At 61.6% G+C, this 25,565-nt stretch carries 26 protein-coding genes; 14 read left to right on the top strand and 12 right to left on the bottom strand.

What is annotated here, in order from left to right; translation table 11 throughout:
- Positions 1 to 35: 35 nt before the first annotated feature.
- The 3 genes from H0193_RS10670 to H0193_RS10660 are packed head-to-tail and all read left to right on the top strand — an operon-like array spanning position 36 to position 1,749.
- Positions 36 to 389 (top strand): GntR family transcriptional regulator, encoded by a 354-nt coding sequence (locus H0193_RS10670; RefSeq protein ID WP_070614319.1) that lies wholly within the window; start codon positions 36 to 38, stop codon positions 387 to 389.
- The gene (locus H0193_RS10665) at positions 386 to 1,069 is read left to right on the top strand and encodes a P-loop NTPase family protein (protein ID WP_181889895.1); all 684 of its coding nucleotides are present in this window, start codon (positions 386 to 388) and stop codon (positions 1,067 to 1,069) included. The genes H0193_RS10670 and H0193_RS10665 overlap by 4 nt, the downstream gene beginning before the upstream one ends.
- Positions 1,066 to 1,749, top strand: coding sequence for a hypothetical protein (locus H0193_RS10660; protein ID WP_181889894.1), 684 nt, complete (start codon positions 1,066 to 1,068; stop codon positions 1,747 to 1,749). The genes H0193_RS10665 and H0193_RS10660 overlap by 4 nt, the downstream gene beginning before the upstream one ends.
- Here H0193_RS10660 and bsaP read toward each other — a convergent pair.
- The 3 genes from bsaP to H0193_RS10645 form a co-directional block, all read right to left on the bottom strand.
- Positions 1,746 to 1,949 carry a biotin synthase auxiliary protein BsaP gene (bsaP, locus tag H0193_RS10655; RefSeq protein WP_181889893.1) on the bottom strand — a complete coding sequence of 68 codons (204 nt, stop codon included), beginning with the start codon at positions 1,947 to 1,949 and terminating at the stop codon, positions 1,746 to 1,748. The genes H0193_RS10660 and bsaP overlap by 4 nt on opposite strands.
- A 22-nt stretch (positions 1,950 to 1,971) precedes the next feature.
- Positions 1,972 to 3,033: a biotin synthase BioB gene (gene bioB, locus H0193_RS10650; RefSeq protein WP_181889892.1), complete on the bottom strand. Its 1,062-nt coding sequence runs from the start codon at positions 3,031 to 3,033 to the stop codon at positions 1,972 to 1,974.
- 75 nt (positions 3,034 to 3,108) lie between these two features.
- Positions 3,109 to 4,023, bottom strand: coding sequence for an exodeoxyribonuclease III (locus H0193_RS10645; protein WP_181889891.1), 915 nt, complete (start codon positions 4,021 to 4,023; stop codon positions 3,109 to 3,111).
- A gap of 60 nt (positions 4,024 to 4,083) precedes the next feature.
- On the opposite strand from H0193_RS10645, the gene H0193_RS10640 reads away from it, so the two are divergent.
- The 7 genes from H0193_RS10640 to H0193_RS10610 all read left to right on the top strand — a co-directional run bounded on the left by H0193_RS10640 (position 4,084) and on the right by H0193_RS10610 (position 12,166).
- The gene (locus H0193_RS10640) at positions 4,084 to 6,270 is read left to right on the top strand and encodes an NADP-dependent isocitrate dehydrogenase (protein WP_181889890.1); all 2,187 of its coding nucleotides are present in this window, start codon (positions 4,084 to 4,086) and stop codon (positions 6,268 to 6,270) included.
- A gap of 315 nt (positions 6,271 to 6,585) precedes the next feature.
- Positions 6,586 to 7,413, top strand: a complete 828-nt coding sequence (locus H0193_RS10635; RefSeq protein ID WP_181889889.1) for an AlbA family DNA-binding domain-containing protein — start codon at positions 6,586 to 6,588, stop codon at positions 7,411 to 7,413.
- Between the two features lie 129 nt (positions 7,414 to 7,542).
- The gene (locus H0193_RS10630; RefSeq protein ID WP_236883590.1) at positions 7,543 to 8,187 is read left to right on the top strand and encodes a Trp family transcriptional regulator; all 645 of its coding nucleotides are present in this window, start codon (positions 7,543 to 7,545) and stop codon (positions 8,185 to 8,187) included.
- Positions 8,188 to 8,217: 30 nt separating this feature from the next.
- Positions 8,218 to 9,567 (top strand): IS256 family transposase, encoded by a 1,350-nt coding sequence (locus tag H0193_RS10625; protein ID WP_181888978.1) that lies wholly within the window; start codon positions 8,218 to 8,220, stop codon positions 9,565 to 9,567.
- A 42-nt stretch (positions 9,568 to 9,609) separates the two neighbouring features.
- Positions 9,610 to 10,635, top strand: coding sequence for a Mu transposase domain-containing protein (locus tag H0193_RS10620; RefSeq protein WP_236883589.1), 1,026 nt, complete (start codon positions 9,610 to 9,612; stop codon positions 10,633 to 10,635).
- The gene (locus H0193_RS10615; protein ID WP_181889888.1) at positions 10,632 to 11,399 is read left to right on the top strand and encodes an ATP-binding protein; all 768 of its coding nucleotides are present in this window, start codon (positions 10,632 to 10,634) and stop codon (positions 11,397 to 11,399) included. The genes H0193_RS10620 and H0193_RS10615 overlap by 4 nt, the downstream gene beginning before the upstream one ends.
- Before the next feature lie 119 nt (positions 11,400 to 11,518).
- A complete protein-coding gene (locus H0193_RS10610; protein ID WP_181889887.1) occupies positions 11,519 to 12,166 on the top strand; it encodes an ATP-binding protein in 648 nt (215 codons plus the stop codon).
- 425 nt (positions 12,167 to 12,591) lie between these two features.
- Here H0193_RS10610 and ccmA read toward each other — a convergent pair whose 3' ends face one another.
- Both ccmA and H0193_RS10600 read right to left on the bottom strand, forming a co-directional pair.
- A complete protein-coding gene (gene ccmA / locus H0193_RS10605; RefSeq protein WP_181889886.1) occupies positions 12,592 to 13,206 on the bottom strand; it encodes a heme ABC exporter ATP-binding protein CcmA in 615 nt (204 codons plus the stop codon).
- Positions 13,203 to 15,191: a hypothetical protein gene (locus H0193_RS10600; protein WP_181889885.1), complete on the bottom strand. Its 1,989-nt coding sequence runs from the start codon at positions 15,189 to 15,191 to the stop codon at positions 13,203 to 13,205. The genes ccmA and H0193_RS10600 overlap by 4 nt, the downstream gene beginning before the upstream one ends.
- A gap of 154 nt (positions 15,192 to 15,345) precedes the next feature.
- Between H0193_RS10600 and H0193_RS10595 the strand changes: the two genes are divergently transcribed.
- From H0193_RS10595 to metX, 3 genes are all read left to right on the top strand, one after another.
- Positions 15,346 to 15,687, top strand: a complete 342-nt coding sequence (locus H0193_RS10595; protein ID WP_181889884.1) for a hypothetical protein — start codon at positions 15,346 to 15,348, stop codon at positions 15,685 to 15,687.
- 118 nt (positions 15,688 to 15,805) lie between these two features.
- The gene (locus H0193_RS10590) at positions 15,806 to 17,140 is read left to right on the top strand and encodes an O-acetylhomoserine/O-acetylserine sulfhydrylase (RefSeq protein ID WP_181889883.1); all 1,335 of its coding nucleotides are present in this window, start codon (positions 15,806 to 15,808) and stop codon (positions 17,138 to 17,140) included.
- On the top strand, positions 17,141 to 18,277 hold the full coding sequence (gene metX / locus H0193_RS10585; RefSeq protein WP_181889882.1) for a homoserine O-acetyltransferase MetX: 1,137 nt from the start codon (positions 17,141 to 17,143) through the stop codon (positions 18,275 to 18,277).
- Here metX and H0193_RS10580 read toward each other — a convergent pair.
- The 4 genes from H0193_RS10580 to H0193_RS10565 form a co-directional block, all read right to left on the bottom strand.
- Positions 18,274 to 18,957, bottom strand: a complete 684-nt coding sequence (locus H0193_RS10580) for a metallophosphoesterase family protein (RefSeq protein WP_181889881.1) — start codon at positions 18,955 to 18,957, stop codon at positions 18,274 to 18,276. The genes metX and H0193_RS10580 overlap by 4 nt on opposite strands.
- Positions 18,958 to 18,977: 20 nt before the next feature.
- Positions 18,978 to 20,273, bottom strand: a complete 1,296-nt coding sequence (locus tag H0193_RS10575) for a hypothetical protein (RefSeq protein WP_181889880.1) — start codon at positions 20,271 to 20,273, stop codon at positions 18,978 to 18,980.
- A 79-nt stretch (positions 20,274 to 20,352) separates the two neighbouring features.
- The gene (locus H0193_RS10570; protein WP_236883588.1) at positions 20,353 to 20,691 is read right to left on the bottom strand and encodes a DUF3017 domain-containing protein; all 339 of its coding nucleotides are present in this window, start codon (positions 20,689 to 20,691) and stop codon (positions 20,353 to 20,355) included.
- Positions 20,692 to 20,743: 52 nt separating this feature from the next.
- Complete coding sequence (locus H0193_RS10565; RefSeq protein ID WP_181889879.1) at positions 20,744 to 21,616, bottom strand: bifunctional methylenetetrahydrofolate dehydrogenase/methenyltetrahydrofolate cyclohydrolase; 873 nt, start codon at positions 21,614 to 21,616, stop codon at positions 20,744 to 20,746.
- 24 nt (positions 21,617 to 21,640) lie between these two features.
- On the opposite strand from H0193_RS10565, the gene H0193_RS10560 reads away from it, so the two are divergent.
- A complete protein-coding gene (locus tag H0193_RS10560) occupies positions 21,641 to 22,105 on the top strand; it encodes a tRNA (cytidine(34)-2'-O)-methyltransferase (RefSeq protein WP_181889878.1) in 465 nt (154 codons plus the stop codon).
- A 398-nt stretch (positions 22,106 to 22,503) separates the two neighbouring features.
- Here the strand turns inward: H0193_RS10560 and H0193_RS10555 are convergent, their stop codons facing one another.
- From H0193_RS10555 to H0193_RS10545, 3 genes are all read right to left on the bottom strand, one after another.
- Positions 22,504 to 23,889, bottom strand: a complete 1,386-nt coding sequence (locus H0193_RS10555; protein ID WP_338026653.1) for a PH domain-containing protein — start codon at positions 23,887 to 23,889, stop codon at positions 22,504 to 22,506.
- Positions 23,886 to 24,380, bottom strand: coding sequence for a PH domain-containing protein (locus H0193_RS10550; RefSeq protein WP_236883587.1), 495 nt, complete (start codon positions 24,378 to 24,380; stop codon positions 23,886 to 23,888). Before H0193_RS10550 ends, H0193_RS10555 begins: the two co-directional genes overlap by 4 nt.
- Positions 24,381 to 24,841: 461 nt before the next feature.
- The gene (locus H0193_RS10545; RefSeq protein WP_181889877.1) at positions 24,842 to 25,543 is read right to left on the bottom strand and encodes a hypothetical protein; all 702 of its coding nucleotides are present in this window, start codon (positions 25,541 to 25,543) and stop codon (positions 24,842 to 24,844) included.
- Positions 25,544 to 25,565: the final 22 nt, after the last annotated feature.

The raw sequence follows: 25,565 nt of genomic DNA, 5'->3' as shown, positions 1-25,565 counted from the left end.
GACGCGCCGGGCTTTCCAGTTCTATGGTTACCCACATGAGTGGTAAACCCATATACCTACAGATTGCGGATGAGCTACGTGACCTCATCGGCGCAGGCACCCTCGCCCCCGGCGACCGGGTGCCGTCTACCAACGAGCTCTCCGCTTACCACTCCGTCAACCCCACCACCTCCGCCAAAGCGCTCACCGAACTTTTCAACGAGGGTCTACTGGAGAAACGCCGCGGACTCGGCATGTTCGTCCTGGAGAGTGCGCGTGAGCAGGTGTTACGTACTCGTCGCGAAGCATTCGCCCGCGATTTTGTCCAGCCGTTTGTCCATGAGGCCAACCAACTCGGCATCACCACCGAGGAGCTGACGGCAATGATCGAAAAGGAGCGCGCCCAATGAATCCCGGCTTCTACGCGCTGGTCGGCCCGAACGCCGCCGGTAAAACCCACTACCTCCACACGCTAATGAGCCGGCACGCCGCGTTCGTCCCGGCTGGTGCGGATACCAAGTTTGCAGGCACGACCGTGGACGATCACCTGCGCGCAGTCGCAGCGATCTACCCGCACGTAGACCTAGGCTTTCCCAACGCCCGTATCAGAGATCTCTCCGTTGGGCAACGCCGCCTACTCACCATTGAGGTGGCCCTAGCCATCGGCAAAGACCTGTTGCTTCTCGACGAGCCGTTTGACGGCATCGACACCACCACCCGCAAACAGGTCCGCCAGAGACTGATCGACTACATCGCGGAGAACCCGCAGCGCAGAGTGGTGATGGCATCGCATCGCTCTGAGGACTTCGTGGGTCTCGCCACTCATGTCATCCAAGTGTTTGATCGGGTGGTTTCGCGCCCAGTCCCACTCGACGACGCCCGCCTGTGCTTTCCAACGGTCACCGGCCCCACCGCCGAGATCAAAGACCTTATCGCCCGCTTCCCCGTCGCCGAAACAGCGAGCCTCGGGCCCACGACACGCGCGACGTTCGCCGAACCTATCGGCGAGGCCGATGTCCACTTGCCCATCGAGTATCCGGACGATGCCGAACTCATTGACCTCCTCGCGACAGAAAGGCCCGCACGATGAAGCTCTTCCTCAGCCCCTTCAAACCAACAATGTATTTGGGCGTCTTTCTTGTCCTCTGCATTGCCGTTCCCTTTGGACGATTGGAGTTTGGCGACGGCGGCCTGTGGACCATGGCGGGCGCTGCCACACTGTGGATTCTCTTCGCGATCGGAGGATCGAACTGGCCAGCAATGAATCAGCTGGGCGCGAGCTTCAACCGATGGATGAATTCGGCAGCGCTAACGGCTTTCGTGGCAGCGGTCATACTCACGCCACTTACCGCCGCGTCGGCGGTGTACCACCAAGCACATAGCCCGTACTACAAGCGGTACGACCCGTTCATTGTTACCAACGGAGAACCGATGCCCTGGATCGACTTCAGCGGCGAACCGTATTTCGTTGAAGGTGCTGCGCAGGACCTGACATCCGTCGTGTCAACTGTGCTACTCCACTTCGTCATCTTCATTACGATGGGGCTGTCCGGTGTAGCAATCGGCCTTGCGCGGGGCACCCGCATGCAGTGGTTCATGCTCGACAGCATGTTCGTGGGTGGTTTCACCGGGCTCCTAGTGGGTATCTACAAGGCGGATGTGAACCCCTCCGATCCCTACGTCTACGCCATCTTCGTAGCGGCGGCGGGGCCAGTAGTTTTAGCAGCCAGCGCAATTGTGTTCGCTAGAACCCGCCGTTTCGTGCACTAACGCTCCAACCACTCAGACCGCAGCAGGCCATGGCGGGAGCAAGCAGCCTCCCACGCCATCGGGCTGATTTTCACTACCATGCGGCGCTCACACAGCGGGCAGATGCGCGGGGCATCGTAGGGGCGGGCCGGGTCGAGCGGCCAGGCGATCTCGCCGGACAAAACGGCGTCGGCGAGATCGGTGTTGTCGGGAATCTTCATGCGCGGAAAAACCTAGCGAAGATTACAGCGACTTGATGGTGTCGTAGAGCACGCCGTGGCCGGAGTTGACCTTCTCGCCCACCGGGGTGATGCCCAGGTTCACGCCCGGGGTCGCGCCTTCCATCACGCGGTCCACGGCGTCGCGGTCCTTCTCCATCGGGCGGCCGAAGGTGGTCAGGTAGTTGCCGCCGATGATGGCGTTGGCGCCGCCCATGAGGCCGGCTTCGGTGCCGTCGTCGCCAAGCGCGAGCTCCGTGCCACCCGCGAAGCGCAGCTGGGTGGACGGCATGGCCAGGCGGAATGCGGCGACGGCGCGCAGCGCCTCGCCCTGCGGGACCAGCGGGCGGTCCGCGAACGGGGTGCCCGGGCGCGGGTCGAGGAAGTTCATCGGCACCTCGTGCGGCTGGATTTCCGCGAGCTGCACGGCGAACTCGGCGCGCTGTTCGATGGTCTCGCCCAGGCCGATGATGCCGCCGCAGCAGGTTTCCATGCCCTCTGCCAGCACGTTTTCCAGGGTGTCCTTGCGCTCCTGCCAGGTGTGGGTGGTGACCACGTTGGGGAAGAACGACTCTGCGGTTTCGAAGTTGTGGTTGTAGCGGGACACGCCCATCTTGGCCAGCTGACGGGCCTGGTCGCGGGTGAGGATGCCCAGGGAGGCCGAGATGGAGATGTCCACCTCGTCCTGGATGGCGGTGACGGCCTCGGCGACTTGGTCGAGCAGCTGCTGGGTCGGGCCCTTGACGGCGGCGACGATGCAAAACTCGCTTGCGCCCATCTTCTCGGACTGCTTGGCGGCCTCCACCAGCTCGTTGATGTCCAGGGTCACGGCGCGCACCGGGGATTCGAACAGGCCGGACTGTGAGCAGAAGTGGCAGTCCTCGGGGCAGCCGCCCGTCTTCAGGGAAATGATGCCCTCGAGGGAGACGTCCACGCCGCAGTGCTTGATGCGCACCTGGTGCGCCAGGTCGAGCAGTTCCGGCAAGCGCTCGTCTTCGATGTTGAGGATCTGGACGAGCTCCTCCTGGTTCAGGCCCTCGCCGTTTTCCAGGGCCTTTTCGCGTGCGATGTCAAGGATGTCAGTCATTACTGGACTCCGTTCTTGGTGGTTCACGTCACAAGTAGGTGTCAGTGTAGCCCGTCCTTGAACGGTGTTCAGCATTTAGCGGTATTCAACCAAAAGTGGCGAGTGGTCGGACCACCGCTGCTCCACCGTCGGCGCCTTGTCCACCCAGGTCCGCTCGGCGCGCTCGAGCATGTTCGCGGTCGCAGCCTGCACGTCGATGCGCCACCCCGCGTCGTTGTTGAAGGCCTGCCCGCGGAACGTCCACCAGGTGTACGGCGCGTCCTCCGGGTGCAGCCTGCGCGCCACGTCGAACCACTTCGGGGAGCCATTCGCTTCTCGACGGCCCTTGGACACGTACTCCACAGCGCCCGCCCACACAGCGTCTGCCTTGACGTCTAAGTCCTGGGCCTCCTCGTCCGGGAAGCAGCCGAACACCGCGTCCATGAACGCGCGCTCGTGCGGCAAAAAGCCCGACTTCTTGCGGTTGGTCTTCCAATTCTTCAGGTCCTCGCGGCGGTGGCAGATGTTCCAATCGCCGCCGATGACCATGCCCGGGTACTCACCCGCCCACTGCTCCAGCAGCGGCTCGAACTCGTCGAGGAAGCGGTACTTCTCGTCCTGCTTTGGCGTGTCGGCGGAACCCGACGGCAGGTACAACGAGCCGACGCGGGTGCCGTCGGAAAGTGTGGCCGCGATGAAACGTCCGGCATCTTCGAAACTGGGGATGCCGAAGGTGACGTCGTCAAGCGGGGTGCGCGACAGGATCCCCACACCCGCGCGCCCTTTCGCGCCGGGGGTCTCCGCGGGGGCGACGGCGAGGTGCCACCCCTTTTCCAGCGCGGGCGCCAACGCCGCGCGCGCCTGCTCGGCAGTGGCGCGAACCTCCTGCATAAGCACCACATCCGCCGGGGTTTCATCGAGCCAGGCCAGCATGCCCGGGTTGTTTTCGTTGCGGATTTTGGTGGCGGCGCGGATGCCGTTGACGTTGACCGACGCAATTGTGAGACTCATGTGTGATGACCCTAGTAGTCTGGTTGGCTGAAGTCAGACACGTTAAATCAAAGGAGCATTATGGCGAAGATCATTTGGACCCGCACCGACGAAGCGCCACTGTTGGCGACGTACTCCCTCAAGCCGATCGTGGAGGCCTTCGCTTCCCGCGCCGGCATCGACGTGGACACTGCCGACATCTCGCTGGCCGGCCGCATCCTCGCGCAGTTCCCGGACCGCCTCGGCGACAAGAAGGTCGACGACGCGCTCGCGCAGCTCGGTGAGCTGGCGAAGACGCCGGAAGCCAACATCATCAAGCTTCCGAACATCTCCGCTTCCCTGGTGCAGCTGAAGAAGGCCATCGCTGAGCTGCAGGCCGCAGGCTTTGACATCCCGGATTACGAGGACGCGCAGGAGAAGTACGACGCAGTCAAGGGCTCTGCCGTGAACCCGGTGCTGCGCGAGGGCAACTCCGACCGCCGCGCTCCGGAGGCCGTGAAGAACTTCACCAAGAAGCACCCGCACTCCATGGGCGAGTGGTCCTCCGACTCGAAGACCAACGTGGCGACGATGGACGCCGGCGACTTCCGCCACAACGAGAAGTCCGTCATCATGCCGTCCGAAGACACCCTGACCATCAAGCTGGTCAAGGCTGACGGCGGCGAGGAGGTACTCAAGGACGGCCTGAAGGTTGAAAAGGGCGAGGTCATCGACGGCACCTACATGTCCGCCCGCGCTTTGGATGAGTTCCTTTTGGACGCCGTGAAGCGCGCCAAGGACGAAGGCGTGCTCTTCTCCGCCCACCTGAAGGCCACCATGATGAAGGTCTCCGACCCGATCATCTTCGGCCACGTCGTGCGCGCCTTCTTCAAGGACGTCTACGACAAGTACGGCGAGCAGCTCCTCGCAGCGGGCCTGGACGGCGAGAACGGCCTCGGCGCAATTTACGAGGGCCTGTCCGAGCTGGAAAACGGAGAGGAGATCCGCGCCGCCTTCGACAAGGCCCTGCAGGACGGCCCGGCTCTGGCGCAGGTGAACTCCGCCAAGGGCATCACCAACCTGCACGTGCCGTCGGACGTGATCATCGACGCTTCCATGCCGGCGATGATCCGCACCTCCGGCCACATGTGGAACGCCGACGACCAGGAGCAGGACACCCTGGCCGTCATCCCGGATTCCTCCTACGCCGGTGTGTACCAGACCGTGATCGACGACTGCCGCGAAAACGGCGCCTACGACCCGACCACCATGGGCACCGTCCCGAACGTCGGCCTGATGGCGAAGAAGGCTGAGGAGTACGGCTCCCACGACAAGACCTTCAAGGTCCCGGCCGACGGCAAGGTCCAGGTGGTCAACTCTGCCGGCGACGTGCTGATCGAGCACGACGTCGAGGCCGGCGACATCTGGCGCGCATGCCAGACCAAGGACGCCCCGATCCAGGACTGGGTCAAGCTGGCCGTCAACCGCGCACGCCTGTCCGGCATGAAGACCATCTTCTGGCTGGATGAGGAGCGCGCCCACGACCGCAACCTCATCGAGCTGGTGAACAAGTACCTGGCCGACCACGACACCGAGGGCCTGGACATCTCCATCGCCTCCCCGGTCGAGGCCACCAAGACCTCCGTGGAGCGCATCCGCCGCGGCGAGGACACCATCTCCGTGACCGGCAACGTCCTGCGTGACTACAACACGGACCTGTTCCCGATCCTCGAGCTGGGCACCTCCGCCAAGATGCTCTCCGTGGTCCCGCTGATGGCTGGCGGCGGCCTGTTCGAGACCGGTGCCGGCGGCTCCGCCCCGAAGCACGTCCAGCAGGTCCAGGAAGAAAACCACCTGCGATGGGACTCCCTCGGCGAGTACCTCGCGCTGGCTGAGTCCTTCCGCCACGAGAAGAACACTAACGGCAACGAGCGCGCCGGCGTTCTCGCCGCCGCGCTGGACAAGGCTACCGAGAAGCTTCTCGACGAAGGCAAGTCCCCGTCGCGCAAGGTGAACGAGATCGACGACCGCGGCTCCCACTTCTGGCTCTCCCTGTTCTGGGCAGAGGCGCTGGCAGCCCAGTCCGACGACGCCGAGCTGGCCGAGGTCTTCGGCCCGATCGCGAAGGACCTGCGCGACAACGCCGATGTGATTGACAAGGAGCTCCTGGACGCCCAGGGCAACGCTGCCGACCTCGGCGGTTACTACTGGCCGGACGAGGAGAAGACCTCGGCGGTCATGCGCCCGTCCGCAACCTTCAACAAGATCATCGACGAACTGGAGAAGTAGCTCGCTGATCTAAAAAACGGCCGGCCAGTGTCGGGGTTTCGCGCCCCGGCACCGGCCGTTTTTTGTTTGGTCAGGCTGGGCAGCGCTGTGCCCAGCCCAGTACCTCCGCCCCATTTACCGCAAACGCTTACCCGAGGAACTAGACCACCTACATCAGATCAGAAGCACGATTCTTTCTGGCCCCGTACATTCACACTCTTTCTTGCTCCGTAACCGAAAAAGGGCGCCAGCACAGGCCTAGAACCCCTTTAAAAACTCCCTTACCTGCGGAATCGTTTTCTTGCCTGTTTCTTGCTTCTGGGGGATACTTGAGGCATGTCACCACTTAATTCCACCCCGGAGCCTCAACTCATCGCTAAAATCCAGCGATTCCTCGATTTGCCTGCGGAGCTCCCTTGGCTGGAGTTTAAGGAAAACAGCACCACGACCGGCCCGGAAATTGCCAGGTATGTGTGCGCTTTAGGCAACTCAGCTCGTCTTCATGATGAACCAGCAGGTTACCTGATCTGGGGTGTAAGTGATACGCATGAAATCGTAGGCACTTCGTTCCAATGGGAGATAACGAAAGGCAAAGGCAACGAAGACCTATTCCCTTGGTTGCAGCGTGTAGTCTCCCCCACGCCGACGATCTCCTTCGAATCGGTCACAATCGAAAATAGAACCGTCGTACTCCTCCGGATTCCGGCTGCCCTTTCGGCCCCTTATGCCTACGATGGGACCCGTTACTTCCGACAGGGCAGCTACACAAAAAACTTAATGGACTTTCCAGATCGTGAACGCGAGTTGTGGAGGAAACTCAACCAGTTCGAGTTTGAAACCAGCAACGCCGCGGAAGGCCTCGAACCCGAAGAGATCACCTCCCTTCTCTCCTCCGACGCTTTCTTTATCAACCGGCCCGAACTGCCACGCAATGTTGGTGGCGCCCTCATCGACACAATGCGAGCAGCGGAGGCGATTACATACTCCCACGAATTGGGCTGGTGTATTCCTGCTTGGTCTGCTCTGATGTACGCGCGCTCACTCAAATCCTTCCCACACCTCGCCGGCTTAGCCCCTCGCGTGATGCACTTCGGTGACACATCGCGGACGCAACTCCAACGAGAATGGGAGTTTGACGAGGGATACGCTGTTGCGACCGGCTAGTTGGTAGCGGTGTGGTGACTTTCGGGTAGCGGTTCAGTGGGTTTCCGGTAGCGGGGTTGGCGGTGGCGGGTGATGCTTTCGGGTGGTTGCGCCACAGGGGTGTAGCCGGTTACCGGAAGGAGTCCGCTGATGACGGATTACCGGGCGGTGATGAAGCTGCTTGTGCAGCAGCGTTCGTACCGCCAGATTGAACAACAGCTCGGGTGCTCGCACCGCACGATTTCCCGGTCGAATCAGGTGCTTCGATCCCTTGGGATTCGCACCGTCGACCAGGTTTTGGCGTTGACGGATGATGAGCTCGACGAGTTATTCGTAGATGGGCGCAGTACCGGCCAGGGCGAGTTCGTCCCTATCGATTTTGATGCGGTGGTCAAAGCCCGCACGGGGCGTAACAAGCAGACACTGCAAGTGCTGTGGGCGCGCTACACCACCACACCTGCTTTACCCGGCCAGCTCCATTACAGCTACGACCGGTTTCGCCAGTTGGTGGCGTCTCATGTCGATGCGGCCGGTTTGACCGCACGCATCACCCACACACCGGGGCACACCATGCAGGTGGATTGGGCAGGCACCAAGATGCGCCTGTTCGACCCTTATGGCGCACCGGGGGTGAAGGTCAGCGTGTTTGTCGCCTCAATGCCGTATTCAGGGATGATTTTTGCCCTCGCATGTCCGGATGAGCGCCAGCATTCCTGGCTTGATGCCCACCACCACGCGTTCGCCTACTTCGGGGGCGTGCCTGAGGTTGGAGGGTGTCAGGAAGTTTGTGTGTGAGGCTCTGATCTAGAAGGAGTTTCACCGATAATGACTACGGTGTCACCGAAGAAAAACCATGACCCGGCAAAGGTCAATGAGATCAGCGAGAAGCTGATGGAAAATCCTGAGCTCGCCAGCTTGATCAGCGAGCTGTCGGCTTCCGCTGATGATGCAAGCGAGCTGGTCAAAGGCCTGCTGCAGGCATCGATCAACGCTGGTCTGCAGGCGGAGATGGATGCGCATTTGGGCTATAGCCATTCTGACCGCAAGACGAAAGCCCAAGTCGAATCCGCACAGGGCAACAATCACCGCAATGGGTCGTACACCAAGACCGTCAATTCTGGCTACGGCGCGTTGGACGTGACCGTGCCCAGGGATCGTGCCGGCACGTTTACTCCCCGGATGGTGCCCAAGGGTGCACGCCGGCTCACAGAACTCGACGACATGATCGTCTCGCTATACGCCGGCGGGATGACAGTGCGCGATATCCAGCATCACCTCGTGACCACGCTCGGGGTGGATATGAGTCCGGATACGATCAGCACCATTACCGATGCGGTGTTAGACGAGGTCATGATCTGGCAAAACCGTCAGCTCGACGAGTTTTACCCGGTGATCTTCCTCGACGCGCTACGCGTCAAGATCCGTGACGGGCACCGCGTGGTCAACAAGTCCTGCTATATGGCGGTTGGTGTCGACATGGACGGCATCAAGCACATCCTGGGATTGTGGATCGCTGAAAATGAAGGTGCCGCATTCTGGGCATCGGTGTGCGCGGATCTGGCCAACCGCGGTGTCCAGGACGTGTTCATTGTCTGCTGCGACGGGCTCAAAGGCTTGCCGGAAGCCGTGGAAGCCACCTGGCCGAATTCCATGGTGCAGACCTGTATCGTGCACCTGATTCGGGCTGCGAACCGGTGGGTGTCGTATCAGGACCGCAAAGGTGTCTCCCGGGCGCTGCGTGAGGTCTACACGGCCACAAACGAGGACACCGCCCGTGCCAGCTTGGATGCGTTCGAGGCCAGTGAACTGGGCCGGAAATACCCGCAGTCGGTCAAAGTTTGGCGCGACGCTTGGGAGCGGTTCGTGCCGTTTTTACAGTTTCCGCCGGCGGCACGCCGGGTGCTCTACACCACGAATTCGATCGAGTCGCTGAATGCTGAACTGCGGAAAGCTACCCGTAACCGCGGGCAATTCCCGAACGATACCGCGGCGCTGAAGACGCTTTGGTTGATGATCTGCAACATCGAAGACAAGCGCGCTGCGCAGCGAGCCAAGAAAGCGAAGCGCGACGTTGAGTGCAACGGCTATATTGAAGGAGCGAAAGCCACCGGGTGGAAACAAGCCATCAACCAACTAGCCGTGGCTTACCCCGACCGATTCGCGGACTACTTGTAAACCAAACCCCCGCACACAAAGAATCGGACACCCTCTGAGGTTGTGGTGCCGGATAATGCCTCGACTGCGTCGAACGCGATCAGCGCGGCGGATCGAAACCGCAAGGTCAACGACACCTACGAGCAGTTTTTGGAGCATTACAACACCGCAGCACTGCCCACGAGGGCGAAACGGCCGAAAGACAAAGCGAATGTCGAAGCCGCAGTCAAGATCGTCACCCACAAGGTCATCCACGCACTCGATGGCCACCAGTGCGTCGACCTTGACGAACTCAACTCGCGAATTCAGCAGCTGGTTGACCAGATCAACCAGGCGGTACCGTTTCGTCACCAGCAGTCAAGCCGCAAAGACATTTTCGATGCGCATGAAAGGCACCTGTTGACAGCGCTTCCCGATACCCCGTGGCAGCGCACCGAGTGGAAACGCGCCAAGGTCGCCCCAGATTTCCACATCACCGTAGCTAGCGTGCGGTACTCCGTGCCGCACCAGCTCGTTGGCCGCACTGTCGATGTGCGCATCACCGGGCAAGTGCTCACGGTCTTCGATGGTGGCCGTGCCGTTACAACCCACACGCTTGCCCACACCCGCGGGGCGTATGTCACCGATGCCGACCACATACCGGCGAACATGGATCACACCCAGGGACTGTGGACGAGCGATTACTTCCTGCGCGAAGCCCAAAAGATCGGGCCGGCGACACGCACCGTCATCGAGGAAATGATCACGGCGAAAGCAATCCCGGCCCAGGCGTACCAATCGTGCAGGAACGTGCTGTCAATGGGCAAACACGCCAACAAGCTCGTGTTGGAAGAAGCATGTAAGCGCTTGGTCTCCTCCGACGGGACCCGCCGGGCGGTGTCCTACACCGCGGTCAAAAACATGATGGCCGCCGTACGCAAAGAAGCCGCAACCCGACCACACGGCTTCGACCAACCGGCACCGGCCACACCTGGGCATCGGGCCCACGCACCCGCCGCTGCCACACGCGACACCAGCGGCGCCTACCTCGGTGGCGCAGCACAGTTCAGCCTGGACAACCTCATCAAGAAAGGAACCACAACGCCATGACCCCACCGACCCCGCCGCAAGAGCGCTTCCTCGACGAATCCGTCCTCGCGGACTTCACAGCGATTCGCATGACAGCCTTCGGCAAAAGCGTCATCGACATCGCCAACGACCCAGCCTCCGACACGTGGACCTTCTCACAAAAGGTGCTCTACGCACTCGACAACGAAGTCGCGGCCAGCCGCGAACGCCGCATCAACAAACTGCTCAAGGCATCACGATCGCCAAACCCCGATGCCTGCCTCGAAGACGTCGCCTACGCACCTGACCGCACCATCAACCCAGAACAAGTCAACCAACTCGCTCACGGACAATGGTGCCACCTGGGCCAAAACATTGTCATCTTGGGCAAATCCTCAGTCGGCAAGACCTACCTCGCCCAAGCACTGATCACCGCAGCATGCCGCAACGACTACTCCGCCAGGTTCTACCGCACCGACATGCTCGCCGCGCACTTCGCAGTAATGCCACTCGACGACCCAGCCCGGCTCAAACTCACCCGCGAGTTGATCAACGTCGACGTGCTAGTCCTCGACGACTTCCTCACCACCCCAGTCGACGCCGCCACCGCGCACCTGCTCTTCAACATTCTCTCCGAACGAGAAGGCAACCGATCAACAATCGTGACCTCACAGTTCACCCCGCAAGACTGGTACAGATCCATCCCGGACGCCGTCATCGCCGAGTCCATCCTCAACCGACTCATCGCCGGCGCCGAAATCATCACCCTCGAAGGACCAAACATGAGACTGGAAGCTAACCAGTAACACACAAAGCGCCTGAGCAGGGACCCGCTACCGGATCCCCACTCAAGCGCTACCACAAACTCACCACACCGCTTCCATTTCGATCTTCTAAACAATACGCCGCCTCGTTTAGCGAGATCGTGACCTTGGTGAACACGTTAAAACCCGGTGGAGAGACTATCGATCCAAGCGGACGCCGAATTGAAACCCCGCTGCTGCCCACTGTGGCATTTCGCGAAGTATTTGCGAATGCGCTCATGCACCAGGATCTGGAACAGCGCGGTCAGTACTTGACCGTTGAGATTTTCAGCGACCGCGTGGAAGTAACCAATCCTGGTACACCGTTGGTCGATCCTCAACGTTTTATTGACTCGGCTTCTACCACTCGTAATGCACACCTCGGCGAAGCACTTCGCCTCGCACACTTCGTAGAGCAACGCGGAAGCGGCTGGGACAAGATCGTTGCGTCGCTGGAAAAAGAGCACTTTCCACCGGCACTCATTCGCGCAAACGGCACAACCACCGTCACACTGAGCGCCTACCGCCCCTTCAACCTAATGACTACGGATGAAAAGATCGAAGCCGTCTACCAGCATGCGTGCCTCGGGTTTCTGGATAATCGCGCTATTACTAACGCATCAATACGGCATCGCTTCGGACTCAGGGATTCGCAGGCCTCCCAGGCGACCCGACTTATTAACGCCACGGTAGACAAAGGCCTCATCCGGCTCTACGACCCGGATGCCGGACCACGCAACCGCCGTTATGTCCCTTTCTGGGCTGAGTAGTTTTCTTGCTCCGTAACCGAAAAAGGGCGCCAGCACAGGCTTAGAACCCCTTTACAAACTCCCCTACCTGCGGAAATGTTTTATTGCCTGTTTCTTGCTTCTCGGGCGCGTTTTAGGTTGGATCCGCCTCTCCGGCTCCGAGGCGTCGAAGCCGACAACCTCCCCGGCGTTGCGCAGGCGATGGCGAGCCCGTTCATGGTGACCTGGATCGTCTTGGGTACGAGGAAGGTCTCGCCACCGGCGTTAGCCGGCTGGGAAGCGCTGTGCCCGACCGAGACAACCGCGTTGATCAGCCCAGTCTCGCCTTCCATCCCCAAACGCCACCCCTCCCGTAGTCTCTGGGTGCTGCCTACGCGTCACCAAACGACTGCGCATCCGACAAGTACAGGGGTGACGCTCGATCCCAGCTATATTTTTCCGCTACATCAGAGCTCCACTACCTCATCTGAATTATTGGAAATAAACGCAGAATGGGTGGCTACGACGACTACTGCGCCTTTCTGAGCAAAATGGCGTAGATGTTTGAGAACGAGTTGCGCATTTGCTTTATCGAGGGCTCCGGTTGGCTCATCTGCTAACACTATTTTCGGCTGCGCGAGAATGAGTCGTGCCAAAGCGATGCGTTGTTGTTCACCACCAGAAAGTTCGCTCACCGTTCGCTTCTCGGATCCGCCAAGTCCGACTTCATTCAGCGCCGACTCCATTGTTTCGCGGGAGACGCGGGGGACAGCGATCTTGATGTTCTCCATCACAGAGAGATCGGAGACCAAACCGTAGTCCTGAAACAGATATCCGACGTTTGATCGCCGAAATTTGCGACGTGCGCGCGAATTCATAGATGCGATGTCGAGCCCCTCGAACTCGATCGTCCCCGAATCCGGCGTGGTCAGCCCACCTAACATATTGAGCAAGGTTGTCTTGCCGCTGCCGGAGGGCCCTGTGAGCGCCGTGATTCGACCTGCCCTAAACGTGGCTGTGAAAGCTTGCAAAACCGTCCGCTCGCCAAATGCGCAGGATACGTTGCTTACCTGAATTGTCATTGCGGTTCCCTACCTCCTCTTGCATCCCACCGCGAAGCAGCTTTGAGCATCAACCCCACAGAAACCATGAACCATACTGCGCCGAAACCTACTACTGCGACGATGGTGGATGGCGACCATTGATTTTCAAACCCGATACTCCAGGTTGACGGCACGCGGCTCTCGGCTTGAATCCAATGATCGCGAACCTTATAAAGCAGCCAACCAATCGTGGCTAGGAAGAATGCAACTTCGATAGCTACTGCTTCTTTTGCAACCCACCAAGGGCTTCGCCCACAAACATAGGCAACGTGGATTTTGCGCCGGTAGGTGACGCGAAAAGTAAGGACCGTGGCTCCGACCAAGACCGTCACAAGCAGGACTGATGCAAAACCATTCAGCCCCCACAGAGCCACATTCTGCTCGGCGGTGCGAATGCTCGCCTGCCATGAGTCTTCACGCGGTCTAAAGAAAGCAAGTGAGTTCCCGGTAGCACCCTTCAACATTTGCGAAGGCACGTCAGGGGAGACAGTTAGAAGGACTTGCTGGGATACCTTTGACATCAAGTTGTGGTCGCCCAACGGAGCGAGGCCACGCGGGAGTATGACGAGAATCGGGTTATCGAGTTGCGGACGGTAGTTAACGTCATAGGTGAATACCGAGCCTAAGCTGCAACCGTCCCGCCACTCTATGTCGGGCGCTGGTTCATTGGCATAGCCGGCCTCGAACTCGAGCGAATCCTCGATCACGTTTCTCGAGTGCACAGACAACTCTCCCGGCGAGCAGACCGTCACTACAGCACCATCCAGCATCGACACTCCCGCCTGTCGCGCGAATTCCTGGTTCGCTAATAGAACTGGTGCCTCTAGTTCCACGGGCCATGTAATCCAATAAGGATCAACGAGGAGTACGTCTCCCGCCTCGTCGGCAACCCGGAATGGCGCTGCGGTCTCTGTATCTGACCAGTCTTCGAAGGCCGTGTTGACGTTCAACGCCAACTCTTGCGGCCCACGGTGCGCATCCCACATCCCCTGCAAGCGGTGACGCGCCTCGAGTTCCGCAGAAAACCCAACCAAGGTTGCGACCACACTGAGCGCAGCAACCAGGGTCACTCCGCGGACTGCAGTCAGGGCATATAGCATTGGCCGCGCGTGGATCTTGCCCTTGATGGATTGCGGTATCGATGTCCTGCGAACCAGAAACTGCCCACCTAGGTAGCCAACGAGCAAACACACAGACAGAATCACGCTGATCGTGAAATACATTCTCCAAAATACCCAGCTCTCCGCCCACCCGTTGTAGACATAAAGAAGGCCAGCAACAATCAGGGGGCTTCCGAGGTAGGCGATCGTAAGCGCAACGCTTTGGCGCTGAATTTCAATACGGGTCGTTTCTGCGACGCTGAGTCCAAGCAGTCGATGAACACCGACCTCCCGCGAGCGGGCAAGGACATGGCCCGCGCCTAGCACCAGACACAGGAGCACAGATAGGATCAGCAGAATGGGAATTGCCGAAGATGCAAAGATTTCGGAGAAGTAACTGGTAAGAGGCTCCGCGTCGAGCCCCTGTTCGGCTAACCACCGCAGCAAGTGTTGCTCGTCCGTCGCAGACCCTTTGATATGGAGAGGTTGCCTTGGATCAGAGTATGGAAAGTCTTCCAGCGGATAAAATATGTCAACTTCCCCACGTTCAAAGCGCGGCCGTTCCATCCGACCGCCGTCAGGCGGAAGCGAGGATGAGTAGACTCGTTGCTCACCACCAGAGACAGCGAGCGACGAGTAGTTAATCGCGATATCGAAGTCATTGCTTCGCGCAAACTCGGCCAGCTCGGTATAGAAACTCGCACGCTCCGAAGCGGTGCGATCTGATTCCACCTGTACCCCGTACTCACCCAGGTGGCCATCGATCGCTGAGTAAAGCCTCGCGCCGAGGAAAGCCACGGTAGTCGCCAGAATGGCCGTGGCGAATATCCCCACGGCTAATAGGCCTGATTTCAGAAGAGACATGCTCTAGCCCACATCTGTAGAGCCATGACGAACTCCGTTGTGAAAGTAGTGGCCGTCGATGTTAGCCGTCGTCGCCACAGCAGCACCCGCGCCAGCAGAGGTCGACGCTCCCGCCCAAACTACACCACCGATGCGGTGCCGATTTTGAATTTTCATGATTCCTCCCATCGGCAGATATTCAGCGGCGGAGGGGCTCCCACCGTATGACAATTATCAAACCCGAGATTTTGTTGCACAAGTAGGAAAACCTGCTTTTTATGATTTAGCACACTACGGGCCGTTAGGCCCTGTCACCAACGACGCAGAGCTGGCCGAGATCTTCAGTCCGATCGCCAAGGACCTGCATGACTACGCCGAGACCATCAACAAGAAACCCCGGGAAGAAGTCGTGCGCGAGCCTTCGCTTATCGACGAGCTCCGCCCTCAACTCCCCTTTCCGTTCTTCCCAACGCTCCAGTTTATGTGTGTCTTCTCAGTCCATCCCCATGGCTCTTAGACGCAGGGAACCCCGCCACGGCTCCCTCGCAGATTTATATTCAGCCAAACCCACAGCCCAAACCCTATATAGACCGCTTGGTACACAATGGCAGACAAAGCGGACTACATTGCACCCCATGACGAACTCGAAGCAGAAGTACGACAACTCCAACGCTAGCGAATGGTCGTTCGGCACCCGCTCCATCCACGCCGGCCAGCAGGTGGACCAGGATTACGGCGCGCGCAACCAGCCGATCTACATGACCACCAGCTACGTCTTCGACGACGCGCAGCATGCGGAGAGCCGCTTCAACCTCTCGGACGCGGGCCCGATTTACACCCGCCTGACCAACCCGACGCAGTCCGCGCTGGAGGACCGCCTCGCTTCCCTCGAGGGCGGCGTGGCCGCCACCGCGTTCGCCTCCGGCATGGCCGCGGAGACCGCCGCGATCCTCACCCTCGCCCAGGCGGGCGACCACGTGGTCACCTCCCCGCGCCTCTACGGCGGCACCGAGACGCTCTTCCAGCACACGCTGCCGAAGCTGGGCATCGACTTCACCTTCGTGGAGAACCCGGACGATCCGGAAAGCTGGCAGGCCGCCGTCAAGCCGAACACGAAGGCGTTCTACGGCGAGACCTTCGGCAACCCGATCGCGGACGTGCTGGACATCCCGGCGGTTGCCGAGGTCGCCCACAACAACCAGGTCCCGCTGATCGTGGACAACACCATGGCCACCGCGGCGCTCGTTCGTCCGCTGGAGCTCGGCGCTGACATCGTGGTTCTTTCCACCACGAAGTTCTACACCGGCAACGGCGCGGCCATCGGCGGCGCGATCGTGGACGGCGGCAACTTCGACTGGACCGTCCAGCGTGACGGCGAGGACGTCTTCCCGCTGTTTACCACCCCGGACCCGGCCTACCACGGCCTGAAGTACGCGGACCTCGGCGCGCCAGCGTTTGCGCTGCGCGCCCGCGCCGGCCTGCTGCGCGACACGGGTGCGGCGATTTCTCCGTTCAATGCCTGGGTGGCGTTGCAGGGGATCGATACGTTGGCGTTGCGCGTCGAAAAGCATAATGCGAACGCGAAGAAGGTCGCCGAGTTCCTCGCAGCCCACGACAAGGTGGCCAAGGTCAACTACGCAGGCCTGGAGGGCTCGCCGTACAAGGCCACGCAGGAGAAGCTGGGGCTGAAGTACACCGGTTCGGTGCTGTCCTTCGACATCGCGGGTGACCAGGACGACAAGACCGCGGCCTGGAAGTTCATCGACGCGCTGAAGCTGCACTCCAATCTGGCTAACATCGGCGACGTGCGCTCGCTTGTGGTCCACCCGGCGTCCACGACGCACTCGCAGTCCGACGCCGAGGGTCTCGCGCGCGCCGGCATCACCCAGGCCACGGTGCGCCTGTCCGTGGGCATCGAGGACGTCGAGGACATCATCGCGGACCTCGAGCGCGGCTTCGCGGCGGTGTAAATGCTGGCTGCGGAAGGCGAGCTGGGCACCGCCGCCATCGGCGACGTCCACACCGAGGCAGGCGCGGTGATTCAGGATGCGCACATTGCCTATCGACGGTGGGGCGTCCCCCGCGGCGACCTGGGCGGCAAGAACAACATCCTGCTGGTGGAGCATGCCTTAACCGGCGACACCGACGCCGCCGACTGGTGGTGCGAGGCCATCGGCCCCGGCAAGGCGCTGGACACCGACGCGTGGTGCGTGATCTGCACGAACGCGCTTGGGTCCTGCTACGGCTCCACCGGGCCGGCAAGCGAACACCCGGACGGCGGCGTGTGGGGCTCGCGCTTCCCGGCGATCAACATGCGAGACATGGTGCACGCCGAGCGCGCGTTCCTGGAAGCGCTGGGCATCGGCCGGGTCCACGCGATCATCGGCGGTTCCATGGGCGGCGCGCGCACCCTGGAGTGGACCCTGCTCTACCCCGAGGCCGTGGACTACGCGCTGGTGCTCGCGGTGTCCGCCCGGGCCAGCGCCTGGCAGATTGGCATCCAGTCCGCGCAGATCACCTCGATCACCCATGACCCGGATTGGCACGGCGGCGACTACCACCGCACCGGTTCTGCTCCGGACGCCGGTCTGGCGGCAGCGCGCCGCATCGCGCACCTGACCTACCGCGGCGAGCTGGAGATCGACGAGCGCTTCGGCACCGCTGCCCAACCCGGCGAAAACCCCCTCGGCCCCTTCCGCACCGACGGCGAGCGCTTCGCCGTGCAGTCCTACCTGGAGCACCAGGGCACGAAGCTCACCCAGCGTTTCGACGCCGCCAGTTACGTCACCCTCACCGAAGCCCTCAACCGCCACGACGTGGGACGCAACCGCGGCGGGCTGAACAAAGCGCTGGCCTCGTCGACCGTGCCGACCATGATCGTGGGCGTGGACACCGACATCTTGTACCCCTACCACCAGCAGGAACACCTCTCCCGCAACCTGGGCAACCTGCTCGCCATGGCGAAGCTGTCCTCGCCGGTCGGCCACGACGCCTTCCTCGTGGAGGCCCGCCAGATGGACCGGATCCTGCGCAACTTCATCTCGCTGACGCACGAAACCCCGTCCGCGCGCGAGGTCGCCGCCGAGCGCGGCGCCTACGACATCTAAAGGTCTATGACCTGCACCGCGGTACCGTCCGCGGTGGCCAGGTAGGCCCGGCCCATGCCGACCCAGCCGGCAAACGGGGCGTCGGCAAGCGTGATGCGCTCGTGCACATGCCCGAGCAGCCACGCGCCGTACCCCAACGCGGCGAGCTCCTCGCGGGTGCACGGCAGACACGGGTTGTTGGAGAACTCGCCGGTCACGGAGGTGTGCAACAGCCCCAGGTTCGGCTCGTCCTTGATTGGCGCCGGGAACCTTGCGACGAGCTCCCGCGGGTCCCGGTCCACCTCCACCGCGGCGGTGTGCAGCGCCCACCCGCCCGCCCGGATGGTCTGGGGCTCTTGCCTTGCGACGATCACGCCGCCCGGAATCACTGCCGTGAGGTCGTGGTGCACGTCGTGGTTGCCCGCGACGAACACGACCGTGTCGAACAGCTCGAGACCGCGAGCGAAAAACCGCGTGACCTCGCCGTACGTCGCTTCAGTGAACCGCTTGCGGTCGATCACATCGCCCAGCATGACCAGGTGCCGGGCGCCCGCCTCCGCGCCGCGTTGCAGGGTGTCCAGCGCCCAGTCGATCCCGGGGCCGGTCTTCTTGTCGCCGTGCTGCTTGCGGCCGAGGTGGATGTCGGCGACAACGAGGACGGGGTCGGCTGCGTGGTGGGATTCAGCTGCGTGGTTAGGCATGGTGCCAGGATATCCGCGGGCTACACGTCGCCCAGGAAAATCTGGGCGTGACGCAGGTCGAAGATGTCCGCCTCCGCCACATGCCCGTACACAAACGGGTATAGCTGCTCCCGGTTCGGCAAGCACGTCTCCCCGTACTCTTCTGGCGACTGGTGGTCGAACACCGCCACGAATCGGCGGCCCGGGAGCAGGTTCAGCCCATCTTCAAGTGCAAGCGAGAATTCCTGGTTGCTGGCGTCGGTCCAGCCGCGCGGGATGAGCTCCGAGATGTCGCGTGGCAGCCAGTGCCCAATGGTGCGGGCCAGCTCGACTGATGCGTCGACACGCATCTCCTCGTTGAGCTTCGCCGCGCTGCGGGCCAAGTCGCGGGGCACTTCATACACCTCGTCAAAGTTGCTCATCACCGACAACGAGTACGCGTACATGTCCAGCAGGTTGCGGCGGTACACCCCGTCCTCGTCGAAGCGCGGGGAATACACCAGGTTGTCCAGCTGCTTCGCGTAGGCGAGTTCGGTGTAGTACTCCACCGGCGTGTAACCGCAGGTGAGACTACAGAATTCTTCGGCGGTCTCGCCGAGCTCCTTCAGCAACGGAAACGCCTCATCTTCGGTGTGCACAAGGTAGGTGATGCGCATGTCGTCGACGTAGACCGATGTAGCAAGCCGCGAAATCACCGTCCCGTCCGGGTACATCGGCACCGGGTACACGGTACGGCCGACCGCGAAGTAGTCGTCCACCTCGTCCGCGTCCAGCATGTTCACGCTCACCGCCTCGTGGTCCGGGGTGAGCGTGGCGGCGAAGCTTTCCTGCGTCTGCAAATCGTCCACCACCACGACTCGCTCTGTGGGACTGTCGCCTCCCAGGCGCGTTGGCATCCACGTCTCTAAGCAATTGTGAAACTCCTCAAGCTCACCCATGAGGAAGTTGCCGGCCGCCTGTTCGCACTTCCTGGCCTGGTAGTACGCGGTGGTGAAGCGTGGGTCCCATTCTTTGAGAATCTCTAGGTTGTCGGCGGCTTCCGCGAAGTAGCGGCGCGCCTGTGAAGGGGTGGTGTCAACGGAATCGCGCCCCAAATCCAGCAGTTGGTGGGTGTTGGCCAGCACGACGTAGGCATCCAAAGACTCGGTACGCCACGGCTGCACTGGCGTGTACTCGGACACAGCGGCCGACAGCTCGGCCGTCATCTTGCGGGCAAAATCAATTTGCTGGGGAGACGGTTCGTCCTCGTAAATCGACTTCACCGACACGGTGACCTCAACCTCGGTGCCGGGGATGTCGGTGGTGAACGAGAAAATACTCGGGTGGGAATCTGTCATGCGGGACCTCCTGGGGAAACGACAGCTTCAACCCTACGAAGCCCGCCGACACGCAGCTCCGAATTACCGAACGTGTGCGCTACGACCCGAGGGCGTCCACCGACCAGGACAGCCACAGCATGGCCGCGCCAAGGGCGGTGGTAAACAGCGCGTCGAAACGCTTCGAGCGCACCGCCACCAGGCCGATCACTTTGGAATCGCAGGTCAGGCGCATCACGGTGAGCCACAGCATGGCCGCGCCGAGGGTGAACGTGGCGCGGCGCCAGTGCTCCGTGGCCGCGTAAAGCCCCGAGAGCACGAAACCCACCACGAACAGTGCGGCCATCACCCGCTGCACCACAACGGGCAACGGCGAGGCGGCGGCGCCGCGGTCGTGGGGGTTGTCCAGCGTCAGCCCGTCCGGAAGCTCCGTACTCAACCGGTCGCTCCCAGGCAGCTGGATCCTGCTACTTGCCAAACCGGCTCACGCCCTAGCTGGCGTCCTGGCCGATGCCGGCTTGGCGTTCCGCGTTTTCCACGATGTTGCGCACCAAGAACGTGCGCGTCATCGGGCCCACGCCGCCCGGGTTCGGGGAGACCCAGCCGGCCTTCTCCCACACGTCCGGGTGCAGGTCGCCGACGGTTTTGCCGTCGACGCGGGACACGCCGACGTCGAGAAGCGCGGCGCCTTCCTTGATCATGTCCGCGGTGATCATGTGCGGCTTTCCGGCGGCGGCGATGATCACGTCGGCGCGGCGGGTCTCCGCGGCCAGGTCCTTGGTGCCGGTGTGGCACAGCACGGTGGTGGCGTTGACGTCGCGGGCGGTGAGCATCAGCGAGATCGGCCGGCCCACCGTCACGCCACGGCCGATCACGCAGACGATCGCGCCGTTCAAATCCACGCCGAAGCGCTCCAGCAGTTTGATGGAGCCGTTCGGGGTGCACGGCAGCGGCGCCGGCTCGTTGAGCACGAGCTTGCCCAGGTTCACCGGGTGCAGCCCATCGGCGTCCTTGGACGGATCAATCAGCTCCAGGATGCGGTTTTCGTCCAGGTGCTTCGGCAGCGGCAGCTGGACGATGTAGCCGGTGACGGCCGGGTCGTGGTTCAGCTCGTCGATAAGCGCCTCGAGCTCCTCCTGAGTGCTATCGCCCGGCAGCTCCTTCATGATGGACGCGATCCCCAGCTCCTCGCAGTCCTTGTGCTTCATGCGCACATAGTTCTGGCTCGCCGGGTCCTCCCCCACCAGCACCGTGGCCAGGCCCGGGGTGACGCCGTGCTCAGCCTTGAGACGAGCCACGCGCTCCTTCAAATCCGCGAAAATCTCCTCGCGGTAGAGTTTTCCGTCCAGTTTGATCGCAGTCACGGCCCCAATCCTAGACTGTCAGGCGTGCTCCACCTGATCTACGACAACCCGGCCATCGGCGGCAACGCCGGCGCCGCCATCCGCCTCGCCGCCAACACCGGGGTACAGCTGCACTTCGTCGAGCCGCTCGGCTTCAACTTCGACGACAAGCACCTCAAACGCGCTGGCCTGGACTACCACGACCTAGCGGACGTGATCATCCACCCGGACATCGACGCCTGCTTCGACGCCATCCCCGACTCGCGCATCTTCGCGTTCACCGCGCACACCGAGCACCATTACCACGAGGTGTCCTACCAGGACGGCGACGCGCTGCTGTTCGGCAACGAGGCCAACGGCATCCCCGTAGAGCACCTCGCCCACCCGCGGATCACGCGGGAGGTGCGCATCCCGATGCTGCCTGCGCGGCGCAGCATGAACCTGACCAACTCCGCGTCAGTCGCCGTCTACGAGGCGTGGCGCCAGCTCGGGTTCCTCGGCGGGGTCTAGATCCTCGAGTACCGATTCCAGACGATCCGCAACCAACATCCGGACATCTTCGTCCGTGACCTCAGATGAGCCGACAGCGACCAAGAATCCCTCTTCGTTTCTCACGATTCTTGCGACCATGTGCCTAGTGTATGTTGATCGCTTCCGGCTGAACAGTAGTAAGTGAATGCTGCTTATCCCATCTACATACGGGGGTAAAAGTGATCAGTTTTACCTAGCTACTTGGCTGTTGATATATATTTTGCATCAACGGTCCCCCTGCAAAGCCTCTCCACGATGCGCCACCAGGGGTCCTTTCTTATAAAGCGAGCGAGAATCTTGAGCATCAAGCCATATAGCCAAACATCGCACAAATAAATAGCGTAGAAACACCGTGACACCCTGAACTTGTCGTAAGCTCAGTCGCCGTCTACGAGGCGTGGCGCCAGCTCGGGTTCGTCGGCGGCATCTGACAAGGGGTCCGTGACCTGCATCGGCGGGAGCTTGCGGGCCCGCAGCTTATCGACGATTTCACGCGCCTGCGCCTCCCCCACATCGCGCAGGGAGACACTGAACGGGCCGGGCACCATGTCCAGGTCCACGTTGGCCAGGCCGAGGGCGCGCTGCAGCGGGCCCTGCTCGAACGCCAGCTCCTGGATGTGCGGGGTTTCCACCATCTGATACCAGCGGCCCAGCCGGCCGGCCGTCGCGGCGACTGCGCCGTCGCGGATGGTGACGGTCTGGCGCTTCCAATCGATCGGCGAGACCCACCGGGCGCCGCGCGGCGAACGGTAGTCGACGCTAGCAAGATCCGTCAGGTCGCTGCCAGTCATCGGCCCGATGGCGTCCACCATCGCCTTCGCCTGCTCCCACGTGCCCACCGGCAAAAGTTTCGAGGTGCCGGTCTGCTTGTTGCGCTCCGAGCCGTAGCCCGCCACCACAACGGAGACGGTCCACCAGCCGAACAGCCGCCAGAACATCGGCTGGCGCAGCTGCACCGCGTGGATGCGCGAGCGTGGCACCGCTTGACGACGGCGGTTGGCCAACCCGTACGTGAGGTGGAACATCTCCCCCTCCTTGGTGCAGGTGAACCGCCAGGACTGGTCGATGGTGCGCCAGATCCGTGGCAGGAACCCCACCAGCACCGGGATGATCGCCGCGGCGGTCAGGTCCGTCCAAATCGGTACGAACGCCCACGCGATGGTGAACAGCGTGGACATCTGGAACGCGGTGCCGATGAGCGACCTGCGGATCGGGATTGGGGGCACGAGGTTCGGGCCGGAGGCGTCGATAGGCAACTGCTTCTGCGGTCCCCCGATGCGGCGCAGCAATTGCGCGCGCACCTCCTCCGCTTCATCGCGCGGCAGGTAGGTGATGTCGATGGCGGATTGCGCGTTGCCGGCAGCCTCGATGCGCACCGACGCGAGGCCGAAGATGCGCGGCGCGAAGGATTCGATGACGTCGACGGCCTGGATGCGGTCGTAGCGCGCGGCGCGGACCTGGTTGGTGAGCACCCCGCGGCGCACCTCCACCTCCTCGTCGCCGATTTTGAAGCCGCTGCGGCGCCACCAGATCTGGGAGACCGCGAAAATCACCGCGAGCGCTGCGACGGCACCCGCCGCCGCCCACGCAATCTCGCGCGCGCCGACGTTTTCGCGCTGCGCCCAGTGGTAGATGGGCATGGTGAAGTTGAACAGCGCGATCGTGGCCAGGGCCAGCACGAACGCCCACACGCGCAGCAGTGGAGTGAGGCGGTGGATGCGGCGGTAGCCCTCCATGCCGGGCGTGGTGTGCTCAGTGCTCACAGGCCGCTCATCCGCTCGCGGGCTTTGACGGCCAGGCGGTCGCGCAGCGCGTCGGCGTCCTCCGCGAGCAGGCCCGGAAGATCCGAATCCGACGAGCTCGACGCCGTGTGCACCTTCAGCTCCTTCAGGCCGAGGGAGCGGGAGATCGGGCCGGACTCCACATCCACGAACTGGATGCGCCCGTACGGGATCACCGTAATGGTGTGGAACATCTTGCCCTTGCTCAACACCAGCTCATTGTCCGTTTCCAGCCAGCCCATGTTGCGCACCTGGAACGGGATGAGGAAAAACCGCCAGATGAAAAAGACGCCGAACAAGCCCAGCGGGATGAGAAAACCCCAGCCCCACTCGTGGTAACAGAGGTAGAGCCCGCCGCAGACGAAGAACATCCAGATGGCGTTGCTGACCAGCTTCGGCCACATCAACTTCGGGGAGACCTTGTGCATCGTCTCCACCGAGGTGGGCAAAGGCTGCAGCGGTGCGTCTGACATGGCGCTCACGCTACCAGCCCGGGATGGTTGGGCTGTTCCGGCGTAGATGCTTACCCCAGGATGCTTACTCGGCGTAGATGCTTACTCCAGGATGCTTACCCATCGAGTACGGCGGCTGGCATCGCCCTGGCTCTCTCGAGAAGTAAGCGTTTAGAAGTAAGCATCCTGGGGTAAGCATCCACAGCCAACACCCGGCACAGCCACCCGGTCACACACCCATCACCAGAAAACGCGCGACCCGTGTGGACTACGACAAGTTCTCCTGCTGCTTCGGTGCCGTCGACGCACTGTTCGGTATCCGCCCAGCGCAGTTTTACGGCAACGACGACACGCTAGAGCATCGGGCCGCCTCGCGTGCCAAACAGTTGCGACCTCCTGTTTCGCACTGTACGATTTCTTCCACGGAGCCGGGTTTTCCGGCGAATAGGCAACGGCCCCCACCTCAGTTGTGGGGGCTGTCCTCATTTCAGTGGTGACTGGTTGAGCGCTTCTAAAATCCAGCGTTCACGCCGAAGCCACTCACCAAGTTTCGGATTAATCATTTTGCAGAGTTCAACGCTGTCTTGGTGCGCCTGTCTCACTGCATTCTCCTCCGAAATAATCGGCCTGTGATGCGAAGCTCGGTTTCGGATGGTCCGCAAACTATTTGCTCGAGAAGAAAAGTTCGTCTCATCCGCGTGAGTTAACCGTGGGCGGATCGCTTCGACCCACAGCACGTGCCGAGGATTTCTGTCGTTTTGGTAATGGGACGTCGGCAACAGCTGGGTCCACGATCCAAAACTTAATCCAGCCACATAATCATTATGGGTAGGGTTCGGCCCAGCAGTTTTCAAATCGGCGAATGACCTCAGCGGCCTTTTCGGCTGTGCCACCACTGTCGCGAGCAAATCAACTGGGTCGGTAATCCACTCCCGAGTTCCGCCGTGTTGGATATTCCACTCCGCAAAACTTTCGTCGATGACTGTTCTCAGCTGCACCTCTGCAAACCCTGTGGTTCGGAGAATCGCTGCAGCAACATAGGAGTTCCAGAGATAAATCTGAGCAGCAACCAAAGGCCCTTTTTGCCCGGCGAGATCCATGTACCTTTGTCGTCTCGCTTCAGGTAGCGAGCCCAGAATGATCTCCGCCGAGGTTTTTGTCACCGGATTGGTCGAAATTTTCATTTTCCCCCCTCTGCTCCACTTG

The sequence above is a fragment of the Corynebacterium haematomassiliense genome (assembly GCF_013978595.1).
Classification (GTDB): domain Bacteria; phylum Actinomycetota; class Actinomycetes; order Mycobacteriales; family Mycobacteriaceae; genus Corynebacterium; species Corynebacterium lehmanniae.
Note: the sequence above shows the minus strand (reverse complement) of the source record. Positions and strands in the feature narration are given on the sequence as shown.

Bases quoted from the DNA above. Each gene is read 5' to 3' on its own strand.
- H0193_RS10670 (WP_070614319.1), top strand. From the start codon at position 36: ATGAGTGGTAAACCCATATACCTACAGATTGCGGATGAGCTACGTGAC.
- H0193_RS10665 (WP_181889895.1), top strand. From the start codon at position 386: ATGAATCCCGGCTTCTACGCGCTGGTCGGCCCGAACGCCGCCGGTAAA.
- H0193_RS10660 (WP_181889894.1), top strand. From the start codon at position 1,066: ATGAAGCTCTTCCTCAGCCCCTTCAAACCAACAATGTATTTGGGCGTC.
- bsaP (WP_181889893.1), bottom strand. From the start codon at position 1,949: ATGAAGATTCCCGACAACACCGATCTCGCCGACGCCGTTTTGTCCGGC.
- bioB (WP_181889892.1), bottom strand. From the start codon at position 3,033: ATGACTGACATCCTTGACATCGCACGCGAAAAGGCCCTGGAAAACGGC.
- H0193_RS10645 (WP_181889891.1), bottom strand. From the start codon at position 4,023: ATGAGTCTCACAATTGCGTCGGTCAACGTCAACGGCATCCGCGCCGCC.
- H0193_RS10640 (WP_181889890.1), top strand. From the start codon at position 4,084: ATGGCGAAGATCATTTGGACCCGCACCGACGAAGCGCCACTGTTGGCG.
- H0193_RS10635 (WP_181889889.1), top strand. From the start codon at position 6,586: ATGTCACCACTTAATTCCACCCCGGAGCCTCAACTCATCGCTAAAATC.
- H0193_RS10630 (WP_236883590.1), top strand. From the start codon at position 7,543: ATGACGGATTACCGGGCGGTGATGAAGCTGCTTGTGCAGCAGCGTTCG.
- H0193_RS10625 (WP_181888978.1), top strand. From the start codon at position 8,218: ATGACTACGGTGTCACCGAAGAAAAACCATGACCCGGCAAAGGTCAAT.
- H0193_RS10615 (WP_181889888.1), top strand. From the start codon at position 10,632: ATGACCCCACCGACCCCGCCGCAAGAGCGCTTCCTCGACGAATCCGTC.
- ccmA (WP_181889886.1), bottom strand. From the start codon at position 13,206: ATGACAATTCAGGTAAGCAACGTATCCTGCGCATTTGGCGAGCGGACG.
- H0193_RS10600 (WP_181889885.1), bottom strand. From the start codon at position 15,191: ATGTCTCTTCTGAAATCAGGCCTATTAGCCGTGGGGATATTCGCCACG.
- H0193_RS10595 (WP_181889884.1), top strand. From the start codon at position 15,346: ATGATTCCTCCCATCGGCAGATATTCAGCGGCGGAGGGGCTCCCACCG.
- H0193_RS10590 (WP_181889883.1), top strand. From the start codon at position 15,806: ATGACGAACTCGAAGCAGAAGTACGACAACTCCAACGCTAGCGAATGG.
- metX (WP_181889882.1), top strand. From the start codon at position 17,141: ATGCTGGCTGCGGAAGGCGAGCTGGGCACCGCCGCCATCGGCGACGTC.
- H0193_RS10580 (WP_181889881.1), bottom strand. From the start codon at position 18,957: ATGCCTAACCACGCAGCTGAATCCCACCACGCAGCCGACCCCGTCCTC.
- H0193_RS10575 (WP_181889880.1), bottom strand. From the start codon at position 20,273: ATGACAGATTCCCACCCGAGTATTTTCTCGTTCACCACCGACATCCCC.
- H0193_RS10550 (WP_236883587.1), bottom strand. From the start codon at position 24,380: ATGTCAGACGCACCGCTGCAGCCTTTGCCCACCTCGGTGGAGACGATG.
- H0193_RS10545 (WP_181889877.1), bottom strand. From the start codon at position 25,543: ATGAAAATTTCGACCAATCCGGTGACAAAAACCTCGGCGGAGATCATT.